Here is a 14,893-nt window from a genome sequence, read left to right as displayed (position 1 = left end):
TTTTAGATTAAGTCACAACTACTTCCAGCTTCCATCGGCGTACGATAAACACCATTTTCGATTACTACAGGATGTACAAAGTGAGATTTGAGATGTGGAATATGTTCAAGAAACAGTGCTTCATGCCCAAGACTAATGTGATTAAATAACACGAGGTGCTGGTGCAGTTGTCCCATATCCCCTACATGTGGTACAACAGGAATACCATATTTGCGACAGAGTAAACTGACCGTAATAAATTCACTCACCCCACCGACACGGACCGCATCTACCTGTACAAAACCTGCGGCCCCCAACTGTAGGTAGTTTTTGAATAAAATCCGGTTAGGTACATGTTCCCCCATAGCGACCTTTATCGGCGCAATGGCATCAGTCAATATCTTATGCGCAACAATATCATCTGGATGTGTCGGCTCTTCCACCCAAAACGGATTCATTGCCTTGAGTTCATGGCATATCGTCAGCGCCTGCGGTAATGTCCATTGTTGATTCGCATCCAGCATGACTGTCGCCTCATCACCGGCGACCTCCCTAACAATATGAGCTCGTCTGATATCACGGAGCGGGTCCTCACTGCCCACTTTCAGTTTCATCGCCATAAAGCCGTTTGCAATGGCCCGTTTACAGTTTTCTCTAACCTGATCGTCTGAATAGTTAAACCAACCTACGGAGGTATCGTAACCCTTATACCCTTTTTCAATAATGTTCATTCGTTCCTGACGGCTCTGTCTATTTGCAGCAATCAGCGCAATGGCCTCCTCCTTTGTCAGCTCATCTTCCAGATAGGAAAGATCCAGGGTATTGACAATTTCCTCTGGCGATAGATCGACCAATAATCTCCAGAGCGGAACGGCACGGGTTTTCGCCCATAAGTCAAAACATGCATTTGTCACCGACGCCAGCGCTAAGTGCACAATACCTTTGTGCGGCCCTAACCAACGAAACTGCTGCTCATTGCTCAGTGTATTGAATATTGCACCAAAGTTTGCCATCAGCTCTTCGATGGGTATTCCTTTGAGCCGCTCGGCATAAAATGCTGCCGCCTGACAGACCAGTTCATTCCCTGCTCCTATGGTGAATGCCAATCCAGTACCTACACGTCCTTTATCATCTAACAAACGGGTAACGGCATAAGAATATACAGGATCTTTATGTATAGCATCGCTACCTGCTCCGGTATTTAAGGGAAATCGGCGATCCTGGATATCGTACGTTGTAATCATACTAATATTAATTTTTATAATCTATGGATAGGTGTATTTCTGCGCTATAATTTTAATTTTTCTTTCAATTGGAGAAGCAATGCTACATCTGTCTCTTTGATACGTCCTTCCCTATTGGGGCCAACATTTAGGATCAGTATATTATCCTGCGCGGTTGCCGTCCGGTAGATATCTTCCAGTTCTGCGAGCGTCTTGTACTTTTTGTCTGTTGTATTATAAAACCAGCGTTCGCCAAGTACAACTGTTGTCTCGAAAGGCATGTAGTAGATATTTCCCTGTGCTGTAAAGAGTTTGGGATCAGGCGTACCCGGCAAATATGGATCACCTAAACGGAAGTCGCTTGGGAAATAACGTATCGGGAATAAATTCTGTTGATCCTTGGGCTGTACAACATGCTTATCCGCATTTTCAGGACTGCCAATAGTCCAATTGATTCCTACCTGACACTGAGGAACCTTACTTTTAACTAGGGTATAGATTTCCTGTGCGGGCCATCTGTAATTCTCTTTTTCCCAGCCACCATCCAACCAAAGTTCGACGATGTCTGTATACTTCTTGGTCATATCAAGTAATTCCGTCAATTGATTGAGCATGTAGGTATTATAGGCTCTATCCGCTTTTCTGTCATTTAAATCCCCATTCTGTTTCCGGTCCCACAAGGAATAATAAAGTCCCAAACGGATGCCCTGCTTACGGCATTCCTTTGCCAGCACTTCCACAACATTCGTCTTGTTAGCCGAATTTGCCACATCGTAATCTGTATATTTACTATCCCATAAGCAAAAACCATCGTGATGCTTGCTTACCAATATGATATATTTCATTCCCGCAGCTTTCGCCGTAGATACCCATTGTTTTGCGTCAATGGTTGTTGGCGCATAAGAACTAGCGGGTTTCGACCCGTCAGTCCATTCTTGATCGTGAAAGGTATTTATACCAAAATGGATAAACATCCCATACTTGCGATCGATCTGCTCTTGTTGGTATCGATTGGGTTTATCGGATGCTGTGGGTATAACAACTTTCGTCTGAGCGAATACCTTAGCTATCAATAAGCATAAGGTTAAACTAAAAAACACCTGTTTTTTCATCTGTATAAATTTGTTTTTTCAATTGTGATGAAGCTATCAGATTTATTCATCGAGTGTACATTTTAAGTGGCATTCATGAGCTCGATTTGCTCGGTTATCCACTTTCTAGTGTAACTGAATAAATCATGATGGTTTCATAATTCTTTTATGTTTTAGGTTATTGTTCGGATTTTCTGTTTCAGTTAGTTTGCATGAAATACCTCTTCCATATCCGACCAGACAGCTCCTTTTGCACGGGCATCCGGGAGTGGCATCTGACAAGGATCCGTTTCCTTCCACCAACGTAGTGTTTCGGGATCAGCAGCCATCCGTTGCATATCGGCATTAAAATCCGCTCCGGTATACTCAAAATAGCTGAATAGATAATGTTGCCCATTCACCTCTTTTAAAAAAATAGAATAATTCTGGATATGGCATTCCTTGATTTTCCGCAGCACCGTCGGCCATGCATCTGCATGTAGTTTTTTGTAATATTCCAATTTTTCAGCTTTTACACCTGTAATGGAGGCATAGCGTCTGACAGATTCAGGTTCCTGATCCCGTCCACAGCAAACCATTAAAATAGAGATCGCACAAACGAGCGTAAAATGTACAAATGGAACTAATTTTTTTAATATCATATTAGGTATTCTTGTTATCAATACTCCTTTTTACATCATGCTAAACTACTACTCTTAGGACAATAAAACTGTGCCTAGATTGCTCAATATTGACACTATATTAACGGTATTTTGACTATCATTCCGTATTTACGACAAAATAAGCTATATTTAACATCCATTAAACAATATGATAACCAGTAAATGAAACCCATCTTCACTAAAATATTGGAGGGATCCGAGATAGCGACATTTGCAACAAAAGAAGTTTGTCAACCTTTTTTTTCCACGGAATTCCATTTTCACAGCGCCTGTCAGATGACTTATATTGTCCAAAGTGATGGTAAACGTATTATAGGCGACAGTATCGACAGTTTTTCGACCGATGAGTTGACTTTTGTGGGACCTGATCTACCCCATGTTTGGCACAATGACAGCTCGAATCAGGATTCGACAGGTCTATCGCGCTCAATGGCACTTTATGTCGAACCTAAATTACTCTTAGCGGTATTGGGACAGCTTTTTAAAACACATAAAATAGAGGCTTTTCTGACTGCCTCCAAGCGGGGACTTTTATTTCGGGGAGAAACAAAGCAGCGGCTAAAACACAAACTGGAACAAATAGTTCATCTTGACTACGGTTTTAAAAAAACAATATTGTTGCTTGAAATCCTTGAATTGTTGATTACAACCGATGAATATGAATATCTTTCCAGTCCAGGTTACACACACAATTACAGTTCGACGGACAATGAGAAAATCGACCGTATCTTTAAGTTTGTGTTCAATAACTTTACAAAAGAGATTCCGCTGGATCAGGTTGCGACCCTAGCGAATATGTCCAAACATTCGTTCTGTCGTTATTTTAAGTCCCGCACACAAAAGACCTTTGTCCAGTTTGTCAATGAAGTACGCGTCAGTGAATCATGCCGGCTGATTACTGAAAATAAATTACAGATCACCAATATAGCCTTTGCCTGTGGTTTCAATAGCCTTTCGAATTTTAATAAAATTTTTAAATCCATCAAAGGCATTACCCCAAGTAGATATAGATCACATATACAGCGTTAAAACAAACCATTCTGAGATCAAGAAAAAAATAACATGGACTGAGCCCGTCTACTCAAAAGTAAGGTTGATCTTCGAAAAGCCCAGTCCTTGCAATAATGGTTTGAACACAGTCGTTGCATTTGCTTTGGTTTGTTGTAGGATATCGGATTTCTTCACATCATCCGCTACAGCTTTTTCAGCAGTTTTGTAAGCTTCATCAACCAATTCCGCCTCCCGCAGGAAGGCCATTTTGGTATCATAGACCTTTGATGCTTCATGGTCAATCTTGATATAGCAAATCTCTGGAGCTGGCAATTTAATGGAAACAGAGTCCCCTACCACCATAATATCCTCTGGTGTCAGTTTTGTTAAGTTCACACAGCCTACAGCATCAGCTTTGACAATTAGTAATACACTCGCCGTAGGCAAGAACGTATTGATATTTTTATGTTCAACAACATCGCTGTAGCGATATTTCACCAATTCCAATTTCCCCATAGCTTCAATGCGATCAACCAGAAGCTGATGCTTGCTCTCTACCCGTGGTCCACTATTATATTTTTGATAGACAAACCAAGCACCTACTGCCAAAATGGCTACGATAATTAAAAATTTCAAAAATTTTCCCATAAATAGTATAATACAAATAATAGACCAAGGTCCAATTATGGCCATTTGAACCGAAAATGTTACGCGAATATTATCTTTTGTCGCCTTTCAATATGCTCCGGCAAAAATATACCATTTGATAGACAATTGTTTAGTCAAAAAGTTTAAAAAACATTTGGAAGATATGGGCTATAATACTACTTTTGTGACATCAAAATCACGGTAGGTATAGCTCAGTTGGTTAGAGCACTAGATTGTGGTTCTAGGGGTCGTCGGTTCGAGCCCGATTACTTACCCAAAAGGCAGATCATTAAAATGATCTGCCTTTTTTGATTTTCAATATGTCTGGTATTCAAAACCTAGACAATTTGGATGCTGTGCGGGGGCATTGATATCAAATCATTTAATCCCTTAACAAGGTAATATCCTGAGCCGGTGCAGTTAAACTAAGGTTAGCAATCTCCGTATAAACAGATTCATCAACTTTGAAACCCCATTTTCTAAAGAAATCTGAAAGATCCTTTTGTGTGATCTGACAGGCTGAAAGCATAAAATAACGCATTTTTTCGGCATCGGTAGAAACGGTTGGTCGATTTTCACGTGTAGATCTACTCAAATTAATATAGAGGTTATCGCCAAATGCCAACCATAACTGATGGAACATAATCATTTTTAGATCATTGTCACCCGCATTAAAATTACGGTCTGCGATATTTTTTTGAAAGTAAGTATCCAATTTTGGCCAGGAATTATTTGCGGTTATACGGCTCACAGGAATACCGAATCCTCTTTCGCTGGCCAATGAATAGACATTGACTGTTGTTTCGGTGAGATTGCCCCAAGTCCAGGCCTTTTGCTGATAAGTATGCCCCACTTCATGCCAGATTCCCCAACCATTTGTATTGGAAAGATACTTAGGTTGCAGCATTCTATACGATAAAGATTCTGTAAAATAAATAGAAATACCAGCTGCCATATACCCTCCAGCAGAAGAATCTCTAACCGTAATCAAATGTTTGTTATAAGGAATAGCATGTACGCCGCTTGCACCGCTCAAGCCACTAATATGATTTGAGAAGCCGATGATAGAGTCCAGTCGGTCAACAATGAGCTGCTGATCTTCGTTTTGATATAAAAGAGCCTCATCCATATTGGCGACCATAATCGTACGGTCAGAGGAGAACATGACATCAGGGGCTATATTTTTTAGGGAGTCTAATGTAGCCAACCATTGTGTATGCGTGGTTTTCCCCTTCTGAAAATACGGAACAGGAATGAAGCCATCTCCAAAGGTCAATTCAATTTCTCCTGTTGTACTGTAGTTGTTGGCGGTATAGATCACATACACCAAACCTCCATATTGATCGGCCGTGAAGGTCTGCGTTCCCGCCTGAAGATTAAAATACTGTCTAACAGGTCGAATATTATCTCGAAAAGGCGTACCAATTGCCAGACGGGCAACAGTGGTACCGGAATTGATTTTTACGTTCAGCGTAATTGTGCTATTGGGAGCGACATAAAATCCCGTAGCCTGCATATCGTTGTGATTTGCTCTGAATTGTAGCCGATCCACCTCTGTGGATGCCGATGGTGTAATTTTGAAGGTTTGCACGCTGTCTGCAATGGCCAGTTCCAGGGGTTGTGGGTCAGTAGGAACAGGAATCATCCAACCACCGTCCCTTTTGCAGGATGAAAATGCAGCAATAATGCAAAATGCAATAACATAAAAGATGTTCTTTCTCATTGGTTTTTAAATTAAGTTTATGAATTGTATTAATTATTTAATTCGCAAGAATCCCATCCCGGATTTTTATATCCGTTACCTATTTTCATCATATCTTTAAATTTCTATATCAAGAAATTTAGCGGTTTAAAATCAGTAGCAATATAGGCGGAAAAGTTTTAAGAAATTTCATCAAACGATTGCGTAATTACCGAAAACGTTATAGTGTATAATAAACACTATAATTTTAAAACAATGGAGCTACAATAGTTAATAACAAATCATCTCGATTACCGAAAATTAACTATTACACACTTTAAAGAAATTTTAAAATGTATAGATACAAAAACAATATTTAACCGCTGATCAATCTGTATCCCGCTCATCTTTTTAAATTGCTACCATATAGTTGTCGGGGAGTTTATTGGCTCAGCCAGCTGGTCATCCTCTTTTATTTTTCCATGGAGATAAAATAAATCCTTGTAAAACAACGTTTCCATGAATAAAAAAGAATTTCCCAAATTGTATAATAGCATTGGATGATATCACCTATTCCGATATATTAGGCATTTTATTTTACGACATCAACTATGAATCTGCACTACTTGACAACATTGTTTATTGGATTATTAGCAATTACCGGACTAAAGGCACAGAAAACATCCAATTTAATTAAATTGAATCTACTGCCTCTCTCAGTTGGTAACCTTGCATTTGAATATGAAAAAACCATTCATGAGCATATATCACTGAACGGAACGCTTAGCTTCCGTCCCAAATCTGGTCTTCCATTCCGGTCGATATGGGAATCCGGTGTCGATGATACTTATAATATTCTTGGCGAGGCAAAACTTGCGGCTTTTTCGTTTACACCAGAGTTGCGATTTTACCTTCGAAATAAAGAAGCGCTTAAAGGATTTTATGTCGCGCCATTTATCAAATATTCGAACTACCACCTTTCCACCATACTTTCGGTCGATCAGTCAGACTATCAAAAAGAGCTTCCTATTTCAGGCTCTTTGAATGCTCTTACTGTCGGAGTGGCGATCGGTAACCAATGGCGCCTCGGTGATGCGATCTATTTAGACTGGCGGATTATCGGTCCAAATTATGGATTCAACAAAGGTACATTTGAGGGAAAAATGCAGCTTAGTGCAGAGGAACAACGGGAGGTTCGAAAACAATTGGAAAGTTTTGACATCGATGTACTAAATCTGAAAAAAGAAGTCAGCGCCGAAGGTGTCACCATAACAACCAAGGGCCCCTTTGCGGGGCTCCGTACCGCATTGTCACTGGGATACAGGTTTTGAGCAATATTAAATGCCATCCGAAAAATAATTCCGGCTAATTCATAGGGATGGAAACTGGTTCCTTGAACTCAAGAAGCTTATCACTAGAGCACAAAATAATACTATGCTTGTATCGGTTGATTACGAACTGACTGAATTCGAAAAAAGCCTTCATCAAATTATTGACACCGTGGGTGCATAGGGAATCAGGTACAGAGAGCAGATCTTAAAATAGCTTGGCCTTTTGATAATGTAACATGGGAAGTAAAATCCCCTGTATATAGAAAAAAAAACGGCAAATCAGTACAGTGATCTGCCATTTTGGGGAGCCTTTGAAAGATTTCAGTTAAATCTACTCCAATTTGGTAAAATCTTAAATTACAGTTTGTAGGAAACCGTTGCCACAAAATTTCTTTTTTGTTGTGGATTAACAGACCAATAACCAACATAGTATTGTTTATTGTTGATATTGTTCATATTAAAGTTTACGCGGAATTTATGAAAAGAATAAAAGATACTTCCATTTAAAAGCGCATAACTCGGAAGTTCAAATACACCCGTCACACTATTGTCTACTACCTTATATTCTCCGCCATAGTTACCTCCGATTCCAAAACCGAGATTCCGCAGCTTCCCGTGCTGAATCTGATAACTTCCCCAAAGGTTTGCCAAAGTACCCGGGCCTTGTCCTCCGGGAGCTCTTCCTTTTTCATTATAGAAGTCATTTCCATTCCCGGCAATTATCTGGATATCATTATAGCTAAAGCCAGCTTTTACCGAAACTCCCTGGTAAGGCAATGCTTCAATATCAAAATCAAAGCCCTTGCTTTCAACCTTCCCCCCTTGTATAGATCCTGTTGGTGTACTGTACACTCTATTTGCAACTGTAATGTCGTACAATGCTAATGTGGTCCATAGTCTATCTTTGATCAGATTTGCTTTGGTGCCAAATTCCCATTGGTTGGCCCGCTCGGGCTTAAATGACTGTACACCTGTTTTTACATTATTGTCGTCATAGGTTATGCTCGGTGCGACATTATAGAAAGCGTTCATATAATTAGCAAATATCGAGACTCTATCTTTTACGATCTGGTAGACAATTCCAAATTTTGGAGAAAGTGCCCATTGGTTATAATTATCGTCTTTATTGGAAACATCGCCTTTTGAGTCAAAATAATCCGCCCGCAGGCTCACCATAACAGAGAGTTTATCTGTAAGATCCACTAGATCGGAACCATATACACTAAATGAGCTATTTTTGATATGAGAAGGATCTCCGGCTTGTGTCCCTGCCAGCAACTTGTCAATGGCATCCTTGGTCAGTGGAACGGGATCTAATACTGTTGAGTTTTCACCCAATGGTCCTTTTATTTCCCCCTGTGGGCTTACCCTACGTCCTAGTCCCCAGCCGGAGCCATTTTCCTTGACATCCCTTGAAAAATAGTCAACACCAACCAAAAGCCTGTTTCTTAAGCCTGCCAATTTAAAATCACCGTTGAAATTTTGCTGCAGGTCATAAGTTCCCGTCTTTTGATTTTCATTGTGAAAGTATTGGTCAAAAAAATTGCCCTGATTACCCCATATATAGGTGTATATTCCATTCGACTTCACCTTTCCGTATGAAACAACGGTCTGCGAATTCCAGTTCTCATTGATTTTATAAAGCACTTCACCCTGTATATTCGTCCGTGGGTTTTTGATCGTCAGTTCATTGCTTGTAAAGGAAAGCTTAGGATCAAGGTTTAGTTCGTCTATATTTTTAAATGTGAGCGGTGCTACCCTATCCGAATGGAAAAAAACGGGAGCAACAGCCCTTTTCATATCAAGCAATTCGGTCATCAGATTAACGGTCAACCTGTCATTTACCTGATAGGTCAACGATGGTGCAAAATAAAAGGATTTTTTAAATCCGGCATCCTGAAAACTGTGTTCATGATGATAGGCTGAATTGATCCTGAGTGCCAGAGTTTTACTTTTATTCAGGACACCATTGAGATCAACTGTCGCACGATGCAGCTTATTGCTACCTTCGCTGTAGGAAACTTCACCACCATTCTCAAAATATGGTCTTTTCATAATCGTATTGATTACACCACCATACCCATAAAAGCTGGCACCGAATAATGTACCCGAGGGTCCTTTCAAGACTTGAATCTCCTCTATTCCGGCCGGATCCAAGATACCGCTGGATAAACCAGGAAGTCCATTGACAAGATTACTTTGTGATTCAAAACCCCGCAAGGAAAAATATGCACCTCCATCTCCTGCTCTACCTGTGGATTCCCATGTCCGACTGAGTCCCGAGACATTGCGGATCAGGGCATCATCAAAATTTGTGATTGCCTGTTGTTTTAATAACTCATGCGAAACGGTACTATAGACCTGCGGATTCTCTATATTGCTCAAGGGCATCTTGGCTACAGCGCTGATCGTTCGGTTGACTTTGAAAGTAGATACCAGTACCTCCTGCAGTTGAGCGTAGTTCTCATTTAACGCGAAATCCAGGATGATAGGTTTATTATTTTCAACGGTTACTTCCTTTTCAATCGAATTTAGCCCTGTGAAACTGGCGACAATCTGGTAACTTCCAGGTTTCAATCGGTCAAATTTGTAGTTCCCGCTTTTATCTGTCCGCGTCTGTCGATTAATTCCTTTGATGGTCAAATTGACGGACTCTGCCGGATTACCATCAATTGTCGTTATTTTACCAAAGATACTCGCTGTCTGCGCATTGGCTACTCCTGTGAGCGAAAGCATCGCTACTGCAATAGGTATAGATCTGATTCCCATAAAAAAAATTATGGAGCCGAATATAGCGCATCTAATTGTATAAATGAAATTAATTAGACTAATTATAAATAATAAAACATCCTATTATTGACTTATAGGTTAAATAATAGCAAGCGAATGATCGCTGAGTGATCAAAAAAATGGTAAATCGACTCTAATGACTTTCAACAAATACAATACATTTCCAAAATAATTATCCCAAAAAATATAAATTGCTGATTGGCCTTTTGTAACGGTTATCTCTCTTTTTTGACAGATCTACCTTGTTGATCAACATGAAATCGCAGATCAATTGCTTTTTACAAATACCATTTACGGTTGGAACATAATCGTCTATATGTACTCGCTTTAACTTAGCGGCGATTTTTCTTATGATCCACTTGGCCTGAAATAATCAACATGAGCTAGTCGCGGGAAACGAGAAAAATTGCATAAAAATAGGGGCGCCCGATTTTTTGCCCCCCCCAGTAAAATATGTGACAAATAATTTTTACTGTGTAACGGCACGCATTAGAACTTATAGGCTAGGTTCAACCTAAATCCCTGCGGATTGACTGCCCGCCATCCATAGTGTGTATATCTCCAGGCGCCGGGATAGAAACCGACGTAATTATAACGGTTGGTCACATGATCTATCCATTAAAGAGTTTGCCTTCAAAACGGGGTATTCATCGCCCTCGTCCTTTTCCGTCGCATTCAAAAAGCAATGTGGCATAGCGCCCAATCAGATTCGAAAGAAATCGAATACTGTACATGAAGATAAAGATTCTTTTAAAAGGTCTGATAATTGATTCATTCTACTTTTGTTCTATTACTTTAATTTAATAGCTGCAATAAATGTTTATGAAAATTGCCAGAATCCCGGTATTATCCGACCTGTGGAACTGTGTTTATAAAGGTAGAGAGACCCATATGCGAAAACATATTCCGAAAGCTCTAAATATCCCTCTTCTTCAATTTGCAGAAAAAAGGTATATCCATCCTTTTCAAGTTGTTCATAGTAAAATTTACTATACTGAATCAACCGCGGTAATCCACCAGCTTTTACAAACAGAAAATCACCAGTCTGCTTATCCCTGTATTCACTAATCGAGTGTTTACCGAGTTGGAACAAACAAGAATCCTCATTGGCACCCTCTTCCGAATAGGCATGTTCGATTACCTGAATAGCAACTGAAGGATAAATGTTATTATCAATTAGGGTATCAAAATCTCCATGTATTAAAATAGAGATCATGGTATCATTTTTCTCAGGATGGATTAAAGTAGCATAGAATTTATATTCCTTCGGCACCGATTGTTCTATCGCTAATGGCGGGTTACCTCCAATTCGTCCCCGGAACAGGTTATTATACGGAACACATTGCGCAAATATTTCATTCATCATGCAGTAATTTCCCTCGAATATACGCTATATTCATCATGCAATTATATAATGTGTTATTTACATAATACGTAAAACATACCTTCTATGCTCAAAAAATAGAAAAACATTGACATAAGGGTTATAGATACGTCCAATCCGCTTAATCTTCTTCCAAATAAATATTGTGGACGACAAACTTAACATTTTTACTGAATAATAGCATATCATCGACATCCTCCGAATCTATCGCATAAAGCGTATCTAGTTCTCCCCCATCCAAAAGCTCAGAATCAGGTATCAGCTCAAAAAAGGTAATCCCCTCGATGGTAGACAACTCTTCTACCTTAATATAGGACACATCCTGGCTCTTCCAGATCGATAGAATCTCTTTGGAAAATAATTGATAGGTATTTGCTTGCATTGACATGTGTGCAAATTAGCAAAAAATTGGTTCATTACACTTTTATTATAAGGTTTCTAAAATCTTACTTACTTTTTCGTTTTTTGGATTGATTTCTAGCAACTTTATGTAGTTCTGCTTTGCTTTGTCTCTTTTGCCCGCTTTGAGATAAGCTTCTGCCAGGCTATCATATACGTTTTCGCTCTTCGGGTATAAAATCGTATTTAACCTAAAAATATCGATCGCTTGAATCAATTTCTTTTGGGAAAGGAGCTCATAACCTGTGCCATTCAGAAAACCTTCTGAAAGCAACCGATGCCCACTATCCTCTTGTTGTGCACGTTGATAAGCTTTTACTCCCCGTTCAAAATGACCTCCTAAAATCAGCTCCAGCGGAATAATATCGTCCTCATTAAGTTTTGGATTTCTGGCATGGATTGTTTTATCACGCAAAACCTGAACAAGCTCCCCCTTACCTGTGGCTTTATCTTTTACAAAAGCCATTTTAAAATCCCAGTCATGCATAGCAAATGTATCTACCCCCACTTTAATCAGTTCGACAGGCGTGTCTAGATTTTGTATGGCCATCAGTTTATTATTTTCTTTATAGACTTTGATTAATCCATATTTATCAGCACGATAACGTCCGATATAGGAACTTAACTCTTGTGAGGTTGACGGTAAAATTTTATTAGCTGGAGCAATGTAATTGGGCCATTGATAGGTTAAAGCGACAGCTCGAACGAGTTCGTTAATAAATAGAGGTTTGTTGGTATTTGTCAATACGACAACCCCGTCTCCACTAGTCTTGCTCCCAATAGAATAAGAACTAAAACCTTCATTCCAGCCACCATGACAAAAGTAAACTGCTCCGGCATAGTTTTCAATAAATAGCCCTAGACCGATAAAGGATTCAATGAAAGGGCTGGTAAATTCTTCTGCTGTCTTTTTGGAAATAACTGTACTGCTTTTGCCTGCCAACGTATGTTGAATATCGATCACAAACTTGGCGTAATCTTCAGCTGTAGACCACAATCCCGCTGCAGCCTGCTCCGGATAAACATGATATCGTCCTTCAACAGGCTTTCCATCTGCGGAATAGGCTGTGGCGGCATACTCTGCTTGTGCAGCTGGAAGTGGTTGCGCAAAAGTGCTATTCTTCATTCCCAATGGCAATAGCACTTTCTCATCCATAATGCTTGTGTAATCTTTCCTCTCGATATCCATAAGCATCTGTTGCATCACGGTATATCCACCTCCTGAATAGCGAAAATTAGCTCCAGGAAGTTTATCGACAAATACCGCAGGGGTGTTGGCGGGTTTACCTCCATTCAATACCTCTACTGCCGAGGGAATAGGATCTGTTACCTTATATCCCGGAAATCCACTTACTGTAAAACCAGCAGTATGGCTGACTATATTCTTGAGGCTGACTTTTTCCTTTTCGGTCCATTCGTTTTCGGGGACTTTCCATGAGGTTAGAAATGAATTTACATCCGTATCTAAAGTTAATTTGCCAAGTTCTACCTCCTTTAGCGCAGCGTAAGCACTGACAGGCTTGCTCATCGAAGCAACCTGAAACAATGTCTTAGCGGTAACTGGAGCCTTGGATTCAAAATCTACAACACCGTAGGTCTTAGTCCAGATGACCTTAGAATCTTTGATAACTGCTATACTCACACCAGGAATATTATAAAACTTCATGCGTGAGGCAATATCCCAAGATCGCTCCCCCACAAAGCGGACAGGTGGTATCAACCCTGATTCAACACTGGAAATTTCCTTTTGGAGCCGACTTTCGGTTTGCGCGCTAGCTGTTGAAACCATTAGTCCAAAAATAAGGGCAATAGGCAAAGATTTTATGATCTTCATAAGATGTTAAGTTTTAGACTCCGAATAATATAATTCATGTCGCTTTTTTCGGTTTTTGTTGCAAAAAAGCGGATGATTTCCGCTTCATCGTTTCCACAATTTTCTCGATTAACTTCGTTATCAACTCGCTTGCCAAAACAGTATACTGCTATTAAACAAGACACTACAATATATTAATGATCAAAGATTGATCATAATCGAACACCGAGTGTTCAGAATCGAACGATATGACAAGGATCCGTGGCCCCAGCTATCAATGTTAAATATCATTATGCTTTGTTTTATTTAAGCCAATCATTTGTTCGACCAATAACTCCAGCACAGGTCTCTCGGCAATCAGATTGAAACTCCAAATATCATCTGTAATAAACACATAGTGACCAGATAAACTATAGATATAATCACCGCCTTCTATTCCTGTTGACCAGTTTTCCTTTTTTAGATCAGGAAAAGTTCTCAGTACCTGCCAGCAATATTCCCTAATTTCGTTTTCATTCCAAGTAGCACCCAAGCTATCGATCAAGCTCTCAGCTGTACTAAGTCCATACATTTCTAGCATTTCCGCAACGGTATTTCCCATGGTTGACCGATTATTCTAACTGCCTCTAAATATACTGGAACGTTCGATGTTCCACTTTTTTCACTAAAATAATGAAAAAAATGCGTGCACAAAGTATGTCTGTTTTTTCAATTTCTCCGAATTTTAAAATGCAAACTCCATAAAATATCCACTAAAAAGTAATAGTGTTAAGGACACTAAAACAATGAGGCCTATGCCTTGTCTATATCTTGCTATTTTTCGCCGATATTTGAATTGATAGGTTTCATAGACAAAAAAGATCAAACTTGTTTCCAGTGTCCTTTTGTCGTTTTTCCCCCTT

Annotated in this window: 13 protein-coding genes and 1 tRNA gene; 4 read left to right on the top strand and 10 right to left on the bottom strand. The window is 39.6% G+C overall.

Going from position 1 to position 14,893, the window contains the following annotated elements; genetic code table 11:
• Window positions 1–2: 2 nt before the first annotated feature.
• The 3 genes from LC454_RS15030 to LC454_RS15020 form a co-directional block, all read right to left on the bottom strand.
• A complete protein-coding gene (locus LC454_RS15030; protein ID WP_223583306.1) occupies window positions 3–1,223 on the bottom strand; it encodes an enolase C-terminal domain-like protein in 1,221 nt (406 codons plus the stop codon).
• 44 nt (window positions 1,224–1,267) lie between these two features.
• Window positions 1,268–2,314 (bottom strand): alpha-L-fucosidase, encoded by a 1,047-nt coding sequence (locus LC454_RS15025; protein WP_223583305.1) that lies wholly within the window; start codon window positions 2,312–2,314, stop codon window positions 1,268–1,270.
• Window positions 2,315–2,496: 182 nt separating this feature from the next.
• On the bottom strand, window positions 2,497–2,934 hold the full coding sequence (locus LC454_RS15020; protein WP_223583304.1) for an L-rhamnose mutarotase: 438 nt from the start codon (window positions 2,932–2,934) through the stop codon (window positions 2,497–2,499).
• A 183-nt stretch (window positions 2,935–3,117) separates the two neighbouring features.
• Between LC454_RS15020 and LC454_RS15015 the strand changes: the two genes are divergently transcribed.
• The gene (locus LC454_RS15015) at window positions 3,118–3,984 is read left to right on the top strand and encodes an AraC family transcriptional regulator (protein ID WP_223583303.1); all 867 of its coding nucleotides are present in this window, start codon (window positions 3,118–3,120) and stop codon (window positions 3,982–3,984) included.
• Between the two features lie 48 nt (window positions 3,985–4,032).
• Here the strand turns inward: LC454_RS15015 and LC454_RS15010 are convergent, their stop codons facing one another.
• The gene (locus LC454_RS15010; RefSeq protein WP_223583302.1) at window positions 4,033–4,593 is read right to left on the bottom strand and encodes a DUF4230 domain-containing protein; all 561 of its coding nucleotides are present in this window, start codon (window positions 4,591–4,593) and stop codon (window positions 4,033–4,035) included.
• Window positions 4,594–4,794: 201 nt separating this feature from the next.
• Here LC454_RS15010 and LC454_RS15005 point away from each other — a divergent pair.
• Window positions 4,795–4,868: transfer RNA gene (locus LC454_RS15005), tRNA-His, on the top strand.
• A gap of 107 nt (window positions 4,869–4,975) precedes the next feature.
• On the opposite strand, the gene LC454_RS15000 is transcribed toward LC454_RS15005, so the two are convergent.
• Window positions 4,976–6,316 carry a M60 family metallopeptidase gene (locus tag LC454_RS15000; RefSeq protein WP_223583301.1) on the bottom strand — a complete coding sequence of 447 codons (1,341 nt, stop codon included), beginning with the start codon at window positions 6,314–6,316 and terminating at the stop codon, window positions 4,976–4,978.
• 569 nt (window positions 6,317–6,885) lie between these two features.
• Between LC454_RS15000 and LC454_RS14995 the strand changes: the two genes are divergently transcribed.
• A complete protein-coding gene (locus LC454_RS14995) occupies window positions 6,886–7,605 on the top strand; it encodes a DUF3575 domain-containing protein (RefSeq protein ID WP_223583300.1) in 720 nt (239 codons plus the stop codon).
• Window positions 7,606–7,962: 357 nt separating this feature from the next.
• Here LC454_RS14995 and LC454_RS14990 read toward each other — a convergent pair whose 3' ends face one another.
• Entirely contained in the window at window positions 7,963–10,374 is a 2,412-nt protein-coding gene (locus LC454_RS14990) for a TonB-dependent receptor (RefSeq protein WP_223583299.1), read from the bottom strand.
• A gap of 572 nt (window positions 10,375–10,946) precedes the next feature.
• Here LC454_RS14990 and LC454_RS26650 point away from each other — a divergent pair.
• Window positions 10,947–11,165, top strand: a complete 219-nt coding sequence (locus LC454_RS26650) for a helix-turn-helix domain-containing protein (RefSeq protein WP_223583298.1) — start codon at window positions 10,947–10,949, stop codon at window positions 11,163–11,165.
• 50 nt (window positions 11,166–11,215) lie between these two features.
• Here the strand turns inward: LC454_RS26650 and LC454_RS14980 are convergent, their stop codons facing one another.
• From LC454_RS14980 to LC454_RS14965, 4 genes are all read right to left on the bottom strand, one after another.
• Window positions 11,216–11,761 carry a hypothetical protein gene (locus tag LC454_RS14980; protein WP_223583297.1) on the bottom strand — a complete coding sequence of 182 codons (546 nt, stop codon included), beginning with the start codon at window positions 11,759–11,761 and terminating at the stop codon, window positions 11,216–11,218.
• 139 nt (window positions 11,762–11,900) lie between these two features.
• The gene (locus tag LC454_RS14975) at window positions 11,901–12,167 is read right to left on the bottom strand and encodes a hypothetical protein (protein ID WP_223583296.1); all 267 of its coding nucleotides are present in this window, start codon (window positions 12,165–12,167) and stop codon (window positions 11,901–11,903) included.
• A 39-nt stretch (window positions 12,168–12,206) separates the two neighbouring features.
• Entirely contained in the window at window positions 12,207–14,012 is a 1,806-nt protein-coding gene (locus LC454_RS14970; protein WP_223583295.1) for a serine hydrolase, read from the bottom strand.
• Window positions 14,013–14,271: 259 nt separating this feature from the next.
• Window positions 14,272–14,592 (bottom strand): hypothetical protein, encoded by a 321-nt coding sequence (locus tag LC454_RS14965; protein WP_223583294.1) that lies wholly within the window; start codon window positions 14,590–14,592, stop codon window positions 14,272–14,274.
• Window positions 14,593–14,893 lie beyond the last annotated feature (301 nt).

The organism is Sphingobacterium sp. GVS05A (assembly GCF_019969845.1).
GTDB lineage: Bacteria > Bacteroidota > Bacteroidia > Sphingobacteriales > Sphingobacteriaceae > Sphingobacterium.
The sequence above is the reverse complement of the archived record's forward strand: the minus strand, read 5'-3'. Positions and strand labels throughout refer to the sequence as shown.